This is a genomic window from Gordonia sp. 11cp, assembly GCF_057767225.1.
This window is the reverse complement of sequence record NZ_CM173437.1, coordinates 602,726-620,494: the sequence shown is the minus strand read 5'-3', so window position 1 is coordinate 620,494 and position 17,769 is coordinate 602,726. Positions and strand designations below refer to the sequence as shown.

The window sequence follows — 17,769 nt, the reverse complement described above, 5'->3', positions numbered from 1 at the left end:
ACTCAACTCATCTCGACCGGCGAACCCGCGAAGCGGCGCGTCGAGGACTCCGACGAACCGGGATCGGCGCTGGTGTCGCGAGGAGCCTTCGACGTCCGCTCCCTGGTGACGTCGATGCCGCTCGCCATACGGAAGCTCGACCCGCGAGATCAGGCCCGGAATCCGGTGATGTTCGTCGTGTTCCTCGGAGCCGTCGTCACCACCGTGCTCGCGGTGGTGCGTCCGTCCTGGTTCAGCTGGACCGTTGCCGCCTGGCTGTGGTTCACCGTCCTGTTCGCCAACCTCGCCGAGGCCGTCGCCGAGGGGCGTGGACGGGCGCAGGCCGACAGTCTGCGGAAGGTCAAGCGCGACACGGTCGCTCGTCGGCTGTGTGCCGACGACGACCTCGCCGGTACCGGGACGACCGAGGAGGTCGCCGGCAGCGACCTGCGGATCGGCGACCTCGTCGTGGTCGAGGCCGGCGAGATCATCGCCGGTGACGGTGACGTCGTGGACGGGATCGCCACCGTGGACGAGTCGGCGATCACCGGCGAGTCGGCGCCGGTCGTCCGCGAGTCCGGTGGGGACCGATCGGCGGTCACCGGTGGAACCGTGGTGCTCTCCGACCGCATCGTCGTCCGGATCACCACCACCCCGGGAGAGACCTTTGTCGACCGGATGATCGCGCTCGTCGAGGGGGCGGCCCGCAAGAAGACCCCCAACGAGATCGCTCTCGACATCCTGTTGACGAGCCTGACGGTGATCTTCCTGCTCGCGGTGGTGGCCGTCGCGCCGATGCAGGAGTACGCCGGACAGTCGCCCGACCCGGTGAAGCTGATCGCGTTGCTCGTGTGCCTCATACCGACGACCATCGGCGCCCTGCTCAGCTCGATCGGCATCGCCGGCATGGATCGTCTGGTGCAGCGCAACGTACTGGCCATGTCGGGGCGCGCGGTGGAGGCCGCCGGCGACATCGACACCCTGCTGATGGACAAGACCGGGACGATCACCTACGGCAACCGTCGAGCCACCGACCTGTACCCGGCGCCGGGAGTCCCCGTCGACGAACTGGCGCGGGTCGCCCACCGATGCAGCCTCGCCGACGACACACCCGAGGGACGCAGCATCGTCGACCTCTGCCGGTCGGCGTACGGGATCGCGCCGGACGGGGGAGTGAGCTCGGACCGAGCACACGACACGATCGTCCCGTTCACCGCCCAGACCCGGATGAGCGGGGTGGACTCGCCGACCGACGGCATCCTCGTCGAGTACCGCAAAGGCGCCGCCGATGCGGTCACCCGATGGGTCACGGCCGGGGAGGGGACGGTCGACGACACCGTCGCCGCCGACGTGGAACGGGTGTCGTCGGCGGGTGGGACACCGCTGGTGGTCGGCGTTCGCGCCGCCGGGGAACCGGCCCAGGTCATGGGTGTGATCGCCCTGTCCGATGTGGTGAAGCCGGGAATGACAACACGTTTCGCGCAGCTGCGCGCGATGGGCATCCGCACCGTGATGGTCACCGGCGACAATCCGCTCACCGCCCGGGCCATCGCGACCGAGGCCGGCGTCGACGATTTCGTCGCCGAGGCCACGCCCGAGCAGAAGCTCGACCTCATCCGCTCCGAGCAGGCCGCCGGGCGCCTGGTCGCGATGACCGGTGACGGCACCAACGACGCGCCCGCACTCGCGCAGGCCGATGTGGGGCTGGCGATGAACACGGGGACGTCGGCGGCCAAGGAAGCCGGCAACATGGTGGACCTCGACTCCGATCCGACGAAACTCATCGAGGTCGTCGGCATCGGCAAGCAGTTGCTCATCACCCGGGGTGCCTTGACGACGTTCTCCCTGGCCAACGATCTCGCGAAGTACTTCGCGATCCTCCCCGCGATGTTCACCGCCGTCTATCCGCAGCTCGACGCCCTCAACATCATGGGCCTGCATTCGGCGCAGTCGGCCATCGTCTCGGCGGTGATCTTCAATGCGCTGATCATCGTGGCACTGATCCCGCTGTCGTTGCGCGGGGTGCGCTACCGGCCGGACTCGGCGTCGAAGTTGTTGGGCCGCAACCTACTCCTGTACGGGGTCGGCGGGGTCATCACCCCGTTCGTCGGCATCTGGCTGATCGATCTCGTCGTTCGACTACTTCCGGGAATGGGATGACTCCATGAACACGATCTGGTCCGGCTTCGTCCGGCAATGTGTCGCCGCCGCAGGCATGATCCTGGGTCTCACGCTGATCCTGGGGGTCGCCTATCCCGCTGCGGTGTGGGCGATCTCGCGCGTGAACACCGACGGCGCGGAGGGCTCGCAGGTCTCCGACGCCGCGGGTTGTCGCGTCGGGTCCACGCTGATCGGTGTCGATCCCCGGGTCGAACCGGGTGCGCCCGACCCGTACCTGCATGCCCGGGTCCTGGGTGCTCCGGGCGAGCCGATGGCGACCGGCGACCCGTCGGCGTCGGCGGCGTCCAACCAGGGGCCCAACAGCGAGGTCCTGCTGACGAACGTCACCGCGCGTCGAGCGCTGATCGCAGAGCGGGAGAAGGTGGCGCCGTCGGCGGTGCCCGCCGACGCGGTGACCGGGTCGGGATCGGGACTCGACCCGCACATCAGTCCCGAATACGCCGAGCTACAGGTTGCCCGGCTGGCCCGCGAGAACGGTCGTACGCCGGCCGACATCCGGGAGATCATCGACGCCTCCACGCAGGGCAGGCAGTGGGGGTTCCTCGGTCAGCCCCGCGTGAACGTCCTCGAGGTGAACCTGGCGCTGGGGCACGCACCGGCCGAATGTCGGGCCCCGTGACCGAGGCTAGAATCGATCGATGAGCTCTGCGGCCGGACACCCCGAGGGACGGGGCAAGCTGCGAGTGTTCCTCGGTTGCGCGCCCGGCGTGGGGAAGACCTACGAGATGCTCGCGCAAGCCCGAACCCTCGTCGACGAGGGAACGGATGTCGTGATCGGTGTCGTCGAATCCCACGGCCGGGTGGCAACCGCCGCTCTCGTCGAGGGTTTGGAGACGATCCCGCGCATCAGCCGGTCGTACCGCGGGACGCCACTGGAGGACATGGACCTCGACGCGGTGCTGGCGCGCCGGCCGGCTGTGGCGCTCGTCGACGAACTCGCCCACACCAACATCCCCGGGTCTCGAAATCGCAAGCGGTGGGAGGACATCGAGGAACTGCTCGGCGCCGGCATCGACGTCTACTCGACGATCAACATCCAGCACCTGGCGAGCCTGAACGACGTCGTCGCGCAGATCACCGGCGTGGTGCAACGGGAGACCGTGCCCGACGACATCGTGCGCGGTGCCGACGAGATCGAACTCGTCGACATCGATCCACAAGCATTGCGGCAGCGACTGTCCGCGGGCAAGGTCTACCCGGGCGGACGCGTGGACGGCGCCCTGGCCAACTACTTCCGGCAGGGCAACCTCACCGCGCTACGCGAGCTCGCGCTGCTGTGGCTGGCCGACCAGGTCGACGACAAGCTCGCGGATTACCGTGCGGCACATTCCATCACCGAGACATGGGAAGCGCGTGAGCGGGTCGTCGTCGCCGTCACCGGTGGCGCCGAATCGCCGACGCTGCTCCGACGCGCGAGCCGGATCGCATCGCGTTCGAGCGCGGAACTGTTGGCCGTCCACGTGGTCCGGGGCGACGGGTTGACCGGTGTGGGGGTCGACCTCGCCGCGCTCAAAGAGCTCGCCGCGGGATTCGGGGCGCGGATCCACACCGTCGTCGGCGACGACATCCCGGACACGTTGTTGGAGTTCGCACGCGGGGTCAACGCCACCCAGCTCGTCCTCGGCACCTCACGGCGGCCGAGGTGGCAGCGGATCTTCGACGAGGGGGTCGGGGCGGCGGTGGTCAGCGACAGCGGCCGCATCGACGTGCACATGGTGACCCACGACGAGACGTCACGACGGTCGCGCCTGGACATCCGGGACACCCGTTTCCACCGGCCGTTGAGCTGGCTCTTCGCCGTGCTGGTGCCCGCGGGCGTCACCGGGGTGCTGCAGCTGCTCGACCCGTGGCTCGGGTTCGCCAGCCAGTCGGCATTGTACTTCGTTGCGGTGCTGGCGGTGTCGATGCTGGGCGGCATCCTGCCGGCAGCCCTGTCGGCGGTGATCTCCGGTCTGCTGCTGAACTTCTTCTTCACCGATCCGAGGTTCACGTTCACGATCAGCCAGCCTGACAACCTGATCACCATCCTGGTCATGCTGATGATCGCGATCGCGGTTGCCGCGCTGGTCGATTCGGCGACGGTACGGCGGGCGCAGGCGCAGGACGCCGCACGCGAGGCCGAACTGCTGGCGCTGTTCTCCAGCGTCGTACTCGGCGGCGCCGACGTCCCGGTTCTGCTCGAGCGGTTCCGGGAGACCTACGATCAGTCCGCGGTGTCGGTCGTGCGGCGGACCTCACGCGCCGGCCGCGTGGTCGAGGCCGCCGTCGGCGAGTCGCCTCCGGTGTCGCCGGAAGACGCCGACACCGTCTGTGTCGTGCCGGGTGAGAAGTTCGAACTGCTCTTGCGCGGACCGAAGCTCGGCGCGCGGGACCGGCGCGTCCTGGCAGCCGTGGCCGGGCAGGCCGCGGGCGCGGTACAACGCCACGCGCTGGAAGCAGAGGCGGCGACGGCCGAAGCCCTCGCGCGCACCGACGAGCTTCGGCGGGCACTGTTGTCAGCGGTCGGCCACGACCTCCGGACACCACTGGCCGCGGCGAAGGCCGCGGTGTCGAGTCTGCGCAGTGACGATGTCACGTTCAGTCCCGAGGACACCGCGGAACTGCTGGCGACCGTCGACGAGTCGGTCGACCACCTCACCTCGCTGGTGGGTAACCTGCTGGATTCATCGCGGCTCGCCGCAGGTGCGGTTCGGCCGCACCGGCAGCGGACCTTTCTTCCCGAGGTCGTCCACCGCGCCGCCGCGGCCGTGGCCCGAACCGACCGGGAGCCGGCCCTGACCTTCGATCTCGGTCACGCCTGGGCGTACACCGATCCCGGGTTGCTCGAGCGTGCCCTGGCGAACCTCATCGACAACGCGCGCCGTCACGGCGGTGGGCATGTGGAGGTCACCGCTCGGTTGACCCCCGCCGACCCGCCACGATGCGAGATCCGGGTCATCGACCACGGACCAGGGCTCCCGGTCGTGGACCGCGACCAGATCTTCGCGGCGTTCCACCAGGGCGGCGACACCAGCGGTGCGTCGTCGGGGGTGGGGCTGGGGCTGTCGGTGGCACAGGGGTTCGTCACGGCCATCGGGGGAGTGCTCGGCGTCGAGGACACGCCGGGCGGCGGCGCCACGATGGTCGTCGACCTGCCCGCGACCGACGACCTCGACGTCCCCGCCGAGACGGCAGGACCGGTCCGATGAGCACGGACAAGACACGCGTCCTGGTCGTCGACGACGAACCGCAGTTGTTGCGGGCCCTGCGCATCAACCTCAACGCGCGTGGCTTCGCGGTGACGACTGCCGCCACCGGTGCGGCCGCGCTGGCGGCAGCGGCTCGGGAGAACCCGCATGTGGTCGTGCTCGATCTGGGACTGCCCGACATCGACGGTCTGACGGTTCTCGAGGGACTGCGCGGATGGACGACGGTTCCGGTCATCGTCCTGTCGGCGCGGACCGATGCCGCCGAAAAGGTGGTGGCCCTGGATTCCGGGGCCGACGACTATGTCACCAAACCCTTCGGTATGGAGGAGTTCCTGGCCCGGCTGCGAGCCGCGCTCCGGCGCGGTGCCGCGTCGCACGCGACGTCGGAGTCGCCGGTGGTGGACGCGGGTGCGTTCGTCGTCGACCTCGCCGCCAAACAGGTGACGCGCGGGCAGGCGTCGGTCCATCTCACGCCGACCGAATGGGGCATCCTGGAGCTGCTGGTACGCAACGAGGGAAAGCTGGTGTCGCAGAGCGACATCCTGAGCGCGGTCTGGGGTCCGGGATATCTCGGGCAGAGCAACTACCTGCGCGTCTATCTGGCGAGTCTGCGGCGCAAGCTCGAAGAGGATCCGGCGCATCCCCGCCATCTCATCACCGAGGCGGGAATGGGTTACCGGTTCGTTCGCGGGGCGCCGTGATCGGCGCTGCCGGAGTGTCCCGATGATCACCGCGTCGGAGATCCCGGACGGACTGTCGGAGCAGGCCGCGCTCGGTCCGCTCTGGGCGGACTGGCTGCGGCGACTTCCGGGTGCCGTCTCGGCGCTCCTGGACGAGTGGGGTCTGCGCCGTGACGGCGAGGAGTTGTGGCACGGTTTCGAGTCGCTCGTGGTTCCGGTGATCGATCGGCACGGCACTCCCGCGGTCCTCAAGGTGGCGTTCGACGGTGACGACGAAGGCGCACAAGAAGCACTGGGACTGCACCATTGGCAGGGTCATGGGGCGGTACGCATGCTCCGCGCCGATCCCCGTCGCCGCGCACTGCTCCTCGAACGTCTCTCGCGGCGTGACCTGACGACCGTCGACGACGACGAGGCCTGCCTGGTGGTGGCTGATCTGTACGGCCGGCTGCACATTCCGGCACCGGGCCGGCTCACTCCGCTCACCGCGCATCTGGAGCGATGGCTGGGCGATCTGGCCAGTATCCCGCGCGACGCGCCGGTGCCGAGGCGCTTCGTCGAACAAGCGCTGTCTCTCGGACGAGACCTGCTGGCCGACAACGCGACCGTCGGTGTCATCGTGCACGGCGACCTGCACCACGAGAACGTCCTCGCCGATGCCGACGGGCAATGGGTAGCCATCGACCCCAGCCCGATGTCGGGTGACGCACACTACGAACTCGCCCCGATGCTGTGGAATCGTCTGGGCTCGCGCGCGTCCGACGTGCGCTACGACATCCGTCGGCGGTTCTACACCATCACCGACGCGGCCGACCTCGATCAGGATCGTGCACGCGACTGGGTCATCGTACGGATGATCCTCAACGCGTACTGGGCCATCGAGGATGCCGAACGCGCATCGCGCCCCCTTCGCCCGACCGACCGCGAGTGGATCACCACCTGCGTCACCGTTGCCAAAGCGGTGATCGACTGACCTGCGCCCGATGTCATTGACTGTGCGTCCAATTTTGTTGGCTGTGCGTCGGATCGCGTCGACTGTGCGTCGTGTGGCGAGCCTCCCGCTGGTTCGAGTGGGTGCCCTTCTCCGCTGGTTGAGCCGGCACCGAGCGAAGCGAGGGGCCGAGTCGAAACCACCTGGCGACCCGAGAAACTCAACTACCGAGAATCAGGCCGTCCCCGCCCCAACTACGTCGACCCGTGAATCCGCATGCGTCGCAACCCGTCACGACAATGATGCGATCTACTGTGGAGACTCATCCGGAATTGTCGGTGGTCGGGTCTAGATTGGTCGTAACAGATCACCCAGCTCGGGGTGGGTGATCGGTACAGCCGTCGGGGGGCGTGGTGAAGGTGTGGACCGATCTGCCAGGCGAGTTCGTCGCGGGGCCGATCCTGCCCACGCGACCGAGACCGACATGGTCACGTTGATGGGCGGCCTCGACGCCACCCGGCGCGGAGAGTCCTACCTGGCGTGGCATCGATATCAGACGATCGCGGCGATGGCCGACCGGCTGATCACCACCAGCGCATCGGGATTCGTCATGGACGGTCATGCTGACTGCGCCGCCCGCATCGCCCGCCGGGCCGGGGTGTCGCGTCGACAGGCAGAGATCCTGATCGATGAGGCGATCGCGCTCCGTGACCGCTTGCCCGAGGTTGCCGACACCCTGCGTGACGGGATCTTGTCGTTGTGGCAGGTCCGGTTGGTCATCTCCCGGACCGAGTTGATCCCTGCCGATGACCCGATCACCCCCGCGCTGGATGCCGAGATCGCCGATACTTTTCGCCGCCGCACAGGTGTGTGGGACCGGGCCCGACTACGGGACATGGTCGACCGCCTCGTCTTCCGCCACGACCCGGATGCGGTGCGGCAACGTCGCCGCGACGCTATGGACCAGCGTGGGGTGTGGACTCACGAACTGCCCGACGGCACCGCCGAACTCACCGCCGTGATGTCGGCGGAGAATGCACGGATCTCGGCGAAAGCCGTCGCCATCCTGGCCGACGCGGTGTGCAAGCGTGACGGCCGCACCAAAGGGATACGGCAGTCCGATGCGATGTTCGCCCTGTTGACCCGCACCAGCTTCGACTGCCAGTGTGACGACGAACAGGAGTGCACCGCCGTCATTCCGGACCCGCAAGATGTGCTCGACGCGGTGCGCACCGAGATCGTGATCCACGTGGTGACCGATGCCGCGACCCTGGCTGGGGCGCCGGGGGTGGGGTTCCTCGACGAGCACGGCATCATCTCCGATGAACATGTGCGGGACCTCGCCGCCCGCCCGGACGCCACCCTCACCACCGTCACTCCCGCCCGCACCCCACCCACTTATGTGGCCAGTAGTAGCGACGACGATGCGCAGCGGCGGAGCGCCCAGCGCCCGGCACCAGCCGAGTACACCCGAGCCGACAGCGAAGACGACCCCGCCACAACGCACTCTCACGACACCACCGCATCAGTGGCGGTGGTCTATCCGGCGACTCACCCCGGTAATGGGTATCGGCCGACCGCGTCGTGTGCCGATTTCGTGCGGGTCCGGGACGGGTATTGCACCGAACCTGGCTGCACCCGTTCAGCCTTCGCCTGCGATCTGGACCACGTCACCGAGTACGACCACACCGACCCTTCCCGGGGTGGTGCGACGTCGAGTGAGAACCTCAACGCCAAATGCCGGGCCGGTCACCTACTCAAGACCCATGGGGATTGGGTGGATGTGCAGTACCGCGACGGGGAGGGTCGCCTGGTCACCGAGTACGAGACCCCCGAAGGTGTCATCCTGCCCGGGGATGCCGAAACGCTGGAAGACACTTTCCCCAACCTGCGGCGTATCCGGTTCGAACAGGCCGCCCAAGCCCCACCCGCCCCGCGGGTGATCACCTCCGACAACCCGGAGCGCACCCACAGCCGACTGGACGCCAAGCTCGCCCGCCGGCGGAACGAACGCGCCCGCAACAAGAAAGCCCGCGAAGAACTCGACCGCCTCGACCCACCACCGTTTTGAGCGAGTGGGGGTCGCTCAACCGGCAGCGGGGGTGAACAGGCTCCCGAGTCGGGGAACGTCGACCGTGAGCCCGGTGAGTCGGAGCCCCTCCCACGCGGTGACCTGGTTCGCGGTCAGCACGGGTTTGCCGAACCTGGCCTCGAGGTCGGCGATCCACATCGCGGTGTGCAGCGCGGTGTCGGGAACCAGAATCGCCTGTGCTGATTCACAATCGGCGCGCGCCAGCATCTCGAACAGGCCGTCGCCGTCGAACGTCCCCGCCTCGGTCGCCGTCCCGATGTCGTTGGCGCGCAATGCCACCACCTCGACACCGGCGTCGGCGAGGAATCCGGTGAAGCGGGTCGCCAGCGGCTCCGGGTAAGTCGCGGCGATCGCGATCCGCGACAGGCCGAGATGCCGGCACGCCTCGGCGAACGCCAGTGACGTCGACGACGCCGGGCGACCCGCCCGTCGGGCGACGTCGGCCGCCTGGCGTCGGGCACCGTCGAAGCCGTAGACGAAACTGCCGGAGGTGCACGCCCACATCACGGCAGACGGGTGGAGATCATGCGCCCGCCGGACGCCGTCGGCGAGGCGGTCCTGCTCGCCGACCGCGGCCATGGCCTCGATGGTGTGGTCGTCGGAGTCCACCGCGGTGATGAGGACCGGCAGCCGGACATCGAGTACGGGTTCGGCGGCGCCGATGGCCGCCTCGATGAGTTCATAGTCGTCCTCGGCGGCGTGGCCGGGATAGAGCATCGCGACGGCAGTTGTCACGCCCACACCTCCGAGGTAGATTGTCAACAATCTACCAACTGTCTCCGAGGGGGCGCATGTCGGACGCCACGCGATGGCTCAGCGCCACGGAACTTGCCGAGGCCTACCGTACCGGTGCGCTCACACCGGAAACGGTGGCCACGGAACTGCTCGACGCCATCGAGGATGTCGATCCGTCGATCAATGCGTTCTGCCTGGTCGACCCCGACCGCACGATCGCCGAGGCCCGGGAATCCACTGTGAGGTTCGCTGCCGGGACACCCTTCGGCCCACTCGACGGCGTACCGGTCTCGATCAAGGATCTCCTCCTGACGGCGGGATGGCCGACACTGCGCGGCTCGTTGATGACCGAACCCGACCAGATGGTGTGGGACACCGACGCGCCCGCGGTGGCACGCCTGCGCGAAGCCGGCGCGGTGCTGCTCGGAAAGGTCACGACGCCGGAGTTCGGCTGGAAGGGTGTGACCGACAGCCCCCGTACCGGAATCACCCGCAATCCGTGGGACACCTCGTGCACGTCGGGTGGATCGAGTGGTGGCAGCGCCGCCGCGCTCGCCGCCGGCCTGGGACCGCTGTCGGTCGGCACCGACGGCGGCGGTTCCATCCGGATACCGGCCGCCTATTGCGGCGTCGTCGGATTCAAACCGACGCTGGGGCGGGTGCCGATGTATCCGCCGAGTCCGTTCGCGCCGGTCGCCCACGTCGGGCCGATGACGCGGACGGTATCGGATTGTGCTGCGCTGCTTGATGTCCTGAGTGGATTCGATGCCCGCGACTGGTCGGCTCTGCCTCCGCCGACGACAGGTGCGGTCGCAGCGATCGCCGATGTCCGCGACCTCGCGGACCTGCGTGTCGGTTACAGCGCCGATCTCGGGTTCGGCTCCAATGATCCTGGCGTGCAGGCCAACACCGATCGGGTGGCGTCGGTTCTCGAGCAGCTCGGCGCGACCGTGGAGAAGGTGGACCTCGGGTGGGATGACCCGGCCTGGGCGTACCACGTCATCTGGTACGCCGGGGCCGATGTCGTCGTCCGCGGGCTCGGGCCGCGTGCGGCCGAGAGCGTGGATCCACTGCTGATGGAGGCTCTGGAGCGACACCGCGATCTCAGGGCATCCGATGTCGTCGGCGCGACCGCCCTGCGGATGGAGATGGGTACCCAGATGAGCCTTCTCCACGAGGAATTCGATGTCCTGCTGACGCCGTCGATGCCCACCGTGGCATTCGGGGCCGGTCGCACCGTTCCGGATGGGTCGCCATCCCCCGAATGGACCTCGTGGACTCCGTACACCTACCCGTTCAATCTCACCGGACAGCCGGCGATCACCGTGCCGAGCGGATTCGCCGACGGCCTGCCGACCGGGGCGCAGTTCGTCGGCGCACGGCACCACGACGCCACGGTGCTGCGTGTCGCGGCGGCATACGAGGCCGCTGCCGGGTTCACCATGTTGGGGGACCGGGCGTGACCGATGAACAGCGGGGCGGCGTGCGGTCCCGGGATGACCGATTCATCACCGTGACACTGGAGAGGCGAGGCGTCCGCGCCGTGGCGCGGATGCTGGACACCGAGGCGCCGCGCACCGCCGCCGCGGTCTGGGACGCTCTGCCGCTGGGCGGGCAGGTCTTTCACGGGAAGTTCGCGCGCAATGAGATCTACACGTTGCTGCCGGCCTTCGCCCCGGCGGAACCGGGCATGGAGAACACCACCATCACCCCGATACCCGGTGACCTGTGCTACTTCACATTCGACGGGGTGCTCGAGAATCCGGCGTACGGCTACGAGCTCGGATCGGCGCCCGCCGAGCATCGGCTCCTCATCGACCTCGCCGTCTTCTACGGTCGCAACAACCTGCTGGTCAACGGCGACGTGGGCTGGGTTCCGGGCAACGTGTTCGCGACGATCGTCGAAGGACTCGACGAGTTCGCCGCTGCCTGCAACGACGTCTGGATGGGCGGCGCGCGCGGGGAAACACTGACTTATGCGCGCCATTCACGGTAAGAAAGAGGGGATGACGGTGACGATGAAGGTGGGGGCCGAGGCTCCGGGTCCGGAGGACCCGGGGACGGACAGAACCGTTGTCCACCAGCCCAAACAGGGTAAATCGCCACGTCGCCGGGTGTTGTCGCCGTTGGTTCAGGAATCGACACCGGCGATCATCGCGCGTAAGTTGCACGATGCGATCGCAAATGGGGACTTCGCACCCGGCTCGCAATTGACGGAGTCGGGCCTGGCGGCCGACCTGGGCGTCAGTCGTGGTCCCCTCCGCGAGGCCATGCAGCGTCTCACCGCTGAGGGGCTGCTGGTCAGCCACCGCAACCGCGGCCTGTTCGTGGTCTCGATGGAGGACGACGACATCCGGGACATGTACGTCGCGCGGACTGCCGTGGAACGCGCTGCCGTGCAGCAGGTGATCGCGCACGGCGAGCAGGAGACGGTACAGGCGCTGGCCGAGGCGGTCGACGCGATGCGTGACCACATCGAGGAGCCGAACGGCGCCGGGATGGCGGAGGCGGACATGGCCTTTCACCAGACCCTGGTGGAATATGCCGGAAGTCAGAGGCTTTCGCGTCTGCACGAGACGATTCTCGTGGAGACACGGATGTGCCTGCGAGCCATGCGAGGAACGTATTCCTCGGGAAAGGACCGGATCGACGAACACCAGGCGTTGGTGGACGCCATCGCCGCGGGAGATGCCGCGGCGGCGGATGCTCTGATGATCGAGCACATGGCTGACGGGTTGCGTCGCCTGATCGGTGACGGCGAGGACGCCGCCGGCCTTCAGGTGGCCAGGGGCTGATCGCCCGCGGCCGGAGGAAGCACGCAGCCGAGAACTCGCTGCCAGTGCACCTCGTGGGTCCACCGAGCGCTGCAAGACGAGCTCGACCCTCAGCGGCCCCACGAATCAGGAAGCGCAGATGAGCGATACGACGACAGCAGACACCTACGAGCAGCTCGCACCGGACCCGAACTCTCCCGAGGGCAGGAGACTCCTCCGCAAGGCCATCGGTGCCTCGGCGATCGGCAACGCCACCGAGTGGTACGACTACGGCGTCTACGCCGCGGCCTCGGTCTACCTGACACAGGCATTCTTCCCCGGCGAATTCGGAACCGTCGGCACCATGCTGGGTTTTGCGATCTCGTTTGTCCTGAGGCCGCTCGGCGGCATGGTCTGGGGTCCGATCGGGGATCGCATCGGACGCAAATCTGTTCTCGCGATGACGATCCTGCTCATCTCCGGGGCGACCGCGCTGATCGGTCTGCTGCCCACACACGCGTCGATCGGTTTCTGGGCGCCGGTACTGCTGATCCTGCTCCGCGTGATCCAGGGTTTCTCCACCGGCGGTGAATACGGCGGTGCCGCAACGTTCATGGCCGAGTACGCGCCCGACAACAAGCGCGGCAAGTACGGGTCGTTCCTCGAATTCGGAACCCTCGCCGGCTTCTGCGGCGGCACACTGTTCGTCCTGTTGCTACAGCTGGCGTTGACCGACAGCCAGATGGATCAGTGGGGTTGGCGTATCCCGTTCCTGCTCGCGCTGCCGATGGGCCTGATCGGCCTGTACCTGCGGTCGCAGATGGAAGACACACCCGTGTTCCAGGAACTGGAGCAGGACAACGAGATCAAGGGATCGGCCTACAGCCGATTCAAGGATCTGCTGGTCAACTACCGGCGTCCGATCATCACCATGTTCGGTCTCGTGATCGCGCTCAACGTCGCGAACTACACGCTGCTGGCGTACCAGCCGACCTACTTGCAGAACACGATCGATCTGTCCGAGACCTCGGCCAGCGTCGTCAACCTCATCGGCCAGCTCGTGATGATGTTGCTGATCCCGTTCTTCGGGTGGTGGTCGGATTCGACGGGCCGCAAACCCATGTGGTGGGGTTCGCTGATCGGCCTGTTCGTCCTCGCGCTACCGTTCTATTGGCTGATGGGACAGGGATTCGCCTGGGCCATCGTCGCATTCGTCATCCTGGGCGTGCTCTACATACCCCAGTTGGCGACCATCTCGGCGACGTTCCCGGCGATGTTCCCGACCCAGGTCCGCTATGCGGGTTTCGCGATCTCCTACAACGTCGCGACCGCCGCATTCGGCGGGACGGCGCCGCTGGTCAACGACGCTGTCGTGGAAAGCACCGACTGGAACCTGTTCCCCGCCGTCTACATGATGGGTGCGTGTGCCATCGGCATGGTCGCCCTGTGTTTCCTCAAGGAGACCGCGGGTGCTTCCCTCCGCGGCACCGAGATCCCGAGCCTCGAGGACGATTTCACGGCGCTGCAGAAGCAGGAGGCGAACTAGGACCCGAGCAGGCGCATCGCGGCGAGGGTGTAAGCCCGCGCCGCGGTGACCAGATCGGCGATGGCGACCGACTCGTCGGGCTGGTGGGCGTCGGTGTTGATATTGCCCGGTCCGAGCACGATCGACGGGACACCGAGGTCCCGGCTGACGAAACCGCCGTCGCAGGCAGCGGTCCACCCGCCGACGGAGGTGACGGCGCCGGCGTCGACGACCGAACCGACAGCCGTGGTGACGAGCGGATGCGCGGCGTCGGTCGCGAAACCGGGCATCTCCATGGTCACCTGGACGTCGACAGTGATGCCGTCGGTGTCGATCCCGCTGTCGCGGATGGCCGTTCGCAGGTCCTCGGCGATCCGATGCGGGTCCTCGTCGGGCATCAATCGCCGGTCGATGCCGAGTGAACAACCGGGTGCGACCACCGAGATGCCCTGTCCGCCCGCGATGGTCCCGACATTCCAGGTGCCGTGGCCGAGCAGATCGTCGGCGGACTCGGCCAGCCGCTCGCCGTCGGCCCGGATGATCTCGACGATGGCCGCCGCGGCGTCGATGGCACTGCGTCCGTCCGAGGGGCGCCCGGAGTGTGCGGCGCGTCCGGTCACCTCGATCTCGATGTACGACGCGCCCCGGCAGCCCCGGACCACCTGCATGTCGGTGGGTTCGGCCACCACGCAACCGAGGAACTCGTGGTCGGCGGGACGGCCCACGAAGTCCCGCACGCCGGTTCCGTGTTCCTCCTCGTCGACCGTGCACACCAGGCGGACCGGTCCGGAGAGTTCGATGCCGGCCTCGCCGGCCCGGCAGAGGGCGCTCATCGCCGCGACGACGGCGGCGAGTCCGCCCTTCATGTCGGTGGCACCGCGGCCGTAGATACGGCCGTCGCGGATACGGACCGTGTACGGATCGGCCGACCAATTCGGGCCCGCCGGGACCACATCCGAATGTCCGAGGAACATCAGCCCCGGTGCTGTCCCGGCGCGCACGGTGGCGACGAGATTGGGTCGCCCCGGGGACACTTCGTGCGTCGTGACGTCGAAACCGAGCGTGCGGCAGGCATTCTCGAGGACCGCGACGGCGGCCGACTCGGTGCCGCCGGGGTTCTCGCTGGGCGCCTCGACCAGGGCCGAGGTGAGCGAGGTGATGGCGGCCTCGTCGATGGAGCCGAGCACTGCGGACTCGGCTGCGGTCAGGTCTGGTTCACCACTCACCCGACCATCTTCTCAAGACTGGCCGTGAGACGCCGGACACCCTCGTCGATCCGCTCCGGGGTGCTCGATGCGAAGCAGAGGCGCATCGAGTTCCGGAAGCGTCCGCCCGGCGACAGCGCGGGGCCGGGGATGAACGCCACACCGTCGGCGAGCGCGATCTCGAAGAGCTCCCGGGTGTCGATCTCGGCGAATTCCTCGCGCAACGTGACCCACAGGAAGAACCCGCCCTCGGGGTTCGTGGTCACCACGCGATCGCCCAGATGACGCGCGATTGCGTCGAGCATGGCGTTCTTGCGCTCTCGGTACAGTACGCGGATCCCGGCGAGGTGGTCCTCGAGACCGCCGCGGGCGATGTACTCGGCGACGATGTGCTGATTGGGCACGTTGGTGCACGTGTCCATCGCCTGCTTGCCGTTGATCAACAGCTGGCGCAGCGACGGATCCGCATCGACCCAGCCGACCCGCCAGCCCGGGGCGAGGATCTTGGAGAAGGTGCGCACGGAGAAGATCAGCGGATCGCCGGGGCTCAGGGTCTGGAAGGTCGGGATGTCGGTGCCGGCGAACCGCAACAGCCCGTACGGATCGTCGTCGATGACGACCGAACCCCAGGTGTGCGCCAGCCGTAGCAGTTCGCGGCGTCGTTCCTCGGACATGGTGACGCCGGACGGATTCTGGAACGTGGGGATGGTGTAGATCGCCTTGGGCGTTTGACGGGTGCGCGCGACGAGCGCCTCCAGCTGGTCGACCTGCATACCGTCGTCGTCGACGGGGACCTCGAGCAGCTGCGCGCCATACGACAGCGCGGTGGCGCTGCCGTTGGTGTACGTGGGGGACTCCACGACGACCAGATCACCGGGGTCGACGAACAGCTTGCAGGCGAGGTCGAGTCCCTGCATCCCGCCGGTGGTGATGACCAGCCGATCCAGGGTGGATGGGTCGGGAGTCGTGGCGAGATAGTCCACGAGGAGTTGCAGCAGCCGTGGTTCGCCCTCGGTGGCCCCGTAGGTGAACGACGAGTTGTCCAGGATCTCACCGGCGATCTGACGGAACTCGTCGGCCGGCACCGCCTCGTCCGCCGGGGACCCCATCGCGAAGCGCACGATGTCGTGCGACTGCGCGGCCAGCAGCGAGGTCGACGAATCGATCATCGAACCGACCAGGTCCTTGGCACGGCCCGCCAACGGTAGTGTTGGTGCCGAATGCCGGGTCTGATAGGCGGTTTCGGTTGTGGTCACTTTCTTCACCTCGTCTCTCTGTGGCTACTTCTGGATCAGTTCGCGGGGGAAGTCGGTGAAGGTCTCGACGCCGGTCGGGCTGACGCGGACCGACTCGGACAGCTCGAAACCATAGTTGTCCATCCACATTCCGCAGACGATGTGAAACGTCATGTTGGTCTCGAGCACCGACTCGTCCTCGCTGCGGATGCTGATGGTCCGCTCGCCCCAGTCGGGCGGATACCCGATGCCGATCGAGTAGCCCAGCCGCGAGGGCTTCTCGAGGCCGTACTTCGCGAGCGTCCAGTTCCACGTGGACGCGAGTTCGCGCGTGGCCACGCCCGGTTTGATGGCCTCGAGCACATTGTTCAGTCCCTCGGCGGTGGCCTTGGCGACGTAGTCGAGGTCCTTGCTCGGAGTGCCGAGCGACACGGTTCGGGCTAGCGGGCAGTGATAGCGGTTGTGTGCACCGGTCAACTCGATGACGACTGCCTCGTTCTCCACGAAAGTGCCCTGGTGCCAGGTGAGGTGCGGGGTGTCGGCCGCCGCGCCGGTGGGCATCATCGGGACGATCGCCGGATAGTCGCCGCCGTACTCCGGGGTGCCGGTGATCTGCGCTTGCGAGATGGCCGCGGCCGCATCGCATTGCCGGACACCGATGTCGATGGTGTCGATGGCGGCGCGCATCGCCTTCGAGCACACCATTCCGGCCTGGCGCATCAGCTGCACCTCGGCGTCGGATTTGACCGAGCGTACCCAGTTGACGAGCTCGAAGCTGTCGACGAGCTTCCACTCCGGGATCGCGTTGAACAGAGCGCGGTAGGCCTTGGGGGAGAAGAAGTGTGAGTCCATCTCCAGACCCACCGACCCGGTGTTGGACGCCGGTGCGATGAGGTGTCGCTGGCGCAGTGACCAGGCGACCCAGTCGAACGGGTGCAGGTGCGGACGGTGCACGTAGCTCTCCGGATAGCCGACGATCTGATCGGCCGGCAACCACGTCGTCCGGTGTGCGCCATGCGCATCCATCTCGCGAGCGTAGAAGACCATCTCGCCGTCGATCGGCACGAACAGCATCTGCGGGGTGTAGAACGACCAGGCGTTGTAGCCGATCAGGTAGAAGATGTTGGCCGGATCGGTGACGATGATCGCCGACAGACCCTGACGGTCCATGAGCTCACGGACACGGGTCAGGCGCTGCTCGTACTCGCTGTCGGTGAACAGCTGAGCACCCAGGTACATGGTTTTCTCGCTCCTGCCTGTCTGAA

The 17,769-nt window shown here is 67.6% G+C and carries 13 protein-coding genes and 1 pseudogene; 10 read left to right on the top strand and 4 right to left on the bottom strand.

Features of this window, described 5'->3' with window-relative positions; translation table 11 throughout:
- The first annotated feature begins 9 nt into the window (after positions 1 to 9).
- The 6 genes and pseudogenes from kdpB to AC3B6C_RS02530 all read left to right on the top strand — a co-directional run bounded on the left by kdpB (position 10) and on the right by AC3B6C_RS02530 (position 9,030).
- A complete protein-coding gene (gene kdpB, locus AC3B6C_RS02555; protein WP_488376207.1) occupies positions 10 to 2,139 on the top strand; it encodes a potassium-transporting ATPase subunit KdpB in 2,130 nt (709 codons plus the stop codon).
- Positions 2,140 to 2,143: 4 nt separating this feature from the next.
- Positions 2,144 to 2,779, top strand: a complete 636-nt coding sequence (locus tag AC3B6C_RS02550) for a potassium-transporting ATPase subunit C (RefSeq protein ID WP_488374779.1) — start codon at positions 2,144 to 2,146, stop codon at positions 2,777 to 2,779.
- 19 nt (positions 2,780 to 2,798) lie between these two features.
- The gene (locus AC3B6C_RS02545; protein WP_488374778.1) at positions 2,799 to 5,348 is read left to right on the top strand and encodes a DUF4118 domain-containing protein; all 2,550 of its coding nucleotides are present in this window, start codon (positions 2,799 to 2,801) and stop codon (positions 5,346 to 5,348) included.
- Positions 5,345 to 6,049, top strand: a complete 705-nt coding sequence (locus tag AC3B6C_RS02540) for a response regulator (protein ID WP_488374777.1) — start codon at positions 5,345 to 5,347, stop codon at positions 6,047 to 6,049. Before AC3B6C_RS02545 ends, AC3B6C_RS02540 begins: the two co-directional genes overlap by 4 nt.
- A 22-nt stretch (positions 6,050 to 6,071) precedes the next feature.
- Positions 6,072 to 7,001: an aminoglycoside phosphotransferase family protein gene (locus AC3B6C_RS02535; RefSeq protein ID WP_488374776.1), complete on the top strand. Its 930-nt coding sequence runs from the start codon at positions 6,072 to 6,074 to the stop codon at positions 6,999 to 7,001.
- A 377-nt stretch (positions 7,002 to 7,378) separates the two neighbouring features.
- Positions 7,379 to 9,030 (top strand): annotated as a pseudogene (locus AC3B6C_RS02530) (HNH endonuclease signature motif containing protein).
- A 15-nt stretch (positions 9,031 to 9,045) separates the two neighbouring features.
- On the opposite strand, the gene AC3B6C_RS02525 reads toward AC3B6C_RS02530, so the two are convergent.
- Complete coding sequence (locus tag AC3B6C_RS02525) at positions 9,046 to 9,786, bottom strand: maleate cis-trans isomerase family protein (protein WP_488374774.1); 741 nt, start codon at positions 9,784 to 9,786, stop codon at positions 9,046 to 9,048.
- Between the two features lie 56 nt (positions 9,787 to 9,842).
- Here AC3B6C_RS02525 and AC3B6C_RS02520 point away from each other — a divergent pair, with 56 nt between their 5' ends.
- The 4 genes from AC3B6C_RS02520 to AC3B6C_RS02505 all read left to right on the top strand — a co-directional run bounded on the left by AC3B6C_RS02520 (position 9,843) and on the right by AC3B6C_RS02505 (position 14,085).
- On the top strand, positions 9,843 to 11,249 hold the full coding sequence (locus tag AC3B6C_RS02520; RefSeq protein WP_488374771.1) for an amidase: 1,407 nt from the start codon (positions 9,843 to 9,845) through the stop codon (positions 11,247 to 11,249).
- Positions 11,246 to 11,782 (top strand): DUF3830 family protein, encoded by a 537-nt coding sequence (locus AC3B6C_RS02515; protein WP_010840784.1) that lies wholly within the window; start codon positions 11,246 to 11,248, stop codon positions 11,780 to 11,782. The genes AC3B6C_RS02520 and AC3B6C_RS02515 overlap by 4 nt, the downstream gene beginning before the upstream one ends.
- 10 nt (positions 11,783 to 11,792) lie before the next feature.
- Complete coding sequence (locus AC3B6C_RS02510; protein ID WP_488374770.1) at positions 11,793 to 12,581, top strand: GntR family transcriptional regulator; 789 nt, start codon at positions 11,793 to 11,795, stop codon at positions 12,579 to 12,581.
- Positions 12,582 to 12,699: 118 nt separating this feature from the next.
- A complete protein-coding gene (locus AC3B6C_RS02505) occupies positions 12,700 to 14,085 on the top strand; it encodes an MFS transporter (protein WP_488374769.1) in 1,386 nt (461 codons plus the stop codon).
- On the opposite strand, the gene AC3B6C_RS02500 is transcribed toward AC3B6C_RS02505, so the two are convergent.
- Genes AC3B6C_RS02500 through AC3B6C_RS02490 form a run of 3 tightly spaced genes read right to left on the bottom strand, consistent with a single transcriptional unit; the run spans position 14,082 to position 17,743 of the window.
- A complete protein-coding gene (locus tag AC3B6C_RS02500) occupies positions 14,082 to 15,290 on the bottom strand; it encodes a M20 family metallopeptidase (protein WP_488374768.1) in 1,209 nt (402 codons plus the stop codon). The two genes, AC3B6C_RS02505 and AC3B6C_RS02500, sit on opposite strands and share 4 nt — an antisense overlap.
- Positions 15,287 to 16,525 (bottom strand): aminotransferase-like domain-containing protein, encoded by a 1,239-nt coding sequence (locus AC3B6C_RS02495; protein ID WP_014928069.1) that lies wholly within the window; start codon positions 16,523 to 16,525, stop codon positions 15,287 to 15,289. Before AC3B6C_RS02495 ends, AC3B6C_RS02500 begins: the two co-directional genes overlap by 4 nt.
- A 24-nt stretch (positions 16,526 to 16,549) precedes the next feature.
- Positions 16,550 to 17,743 (bottom strand): M24 family metallopeptidase, encoded by a 1,194-nt coding sequence (locus AC3B6C_RS02490; protein WP_014928068.1) that lies wholly within the window; start codon positions 17,741 to 17,743, stop codon positions 16,550 to 16,552.
- Between the last annotated feature and the right edge of the window lie 26 nt (positions 17,744 to 17,769).

Coding starts and splice junctions, on each gene's coding strand:
- AC3B6C_RS02550 (WP_488374779.1), top strand. CDS start 2,144: ATGAACACGATCTGGTCCGGCTTCGTCCGGCAATGTGTCGCCGCCGCA.
- AC3B6C_RS02545 (WP_488374778.1), top strand. CDS start 2,799: ATGAGCTCTGCGGCCGGACACCCCGAGGGACGGGGCAAGCTGCGAGTG.
- AC3B6C_RS02505 (WP_488374769.1), top strand. CDS start 12,700: ATGAGCGATACGACGACAGCAGACACCTACGAGCAGCTCGCACCGGAC.
- AC3B6C_RS02535 (WP_488374776.1), top strand. CDS start 6,072: ATGATCACCGCGTCGGAGATCCCGGACGGACTGTCGGAGCAGGCCGCG.
- AC3B6C_RS02540 (WP_488374777.1), top strand. CDS start 5,345: ATGAGCACGGACAAGACACGCGTCCTGGTCGTCGACGACGAACCGCAG.
- AC3B6C_RS02520 (WP_488374771.1), top strand. CDS start 9,843: ATGTCGGACGCCACGCGATGGCTCAGCGCCACGGAACTTGCCGAGGCC.
- AC3B6C_RS02490 (WP_014928068.1), bottom strand. CDS start 17,743: ATGTACCTGGGTGCTCAGCTGTTCACCGACAGCGAGTACGAGCAGCGC.
- AC3B6C_RS02510 (WP_488374770.1), top strand. CDS start 11,793: ATGACGGTGACGATGAAGGTGGGGGCCGAGGCTCCGGGTCCGGAGGAC.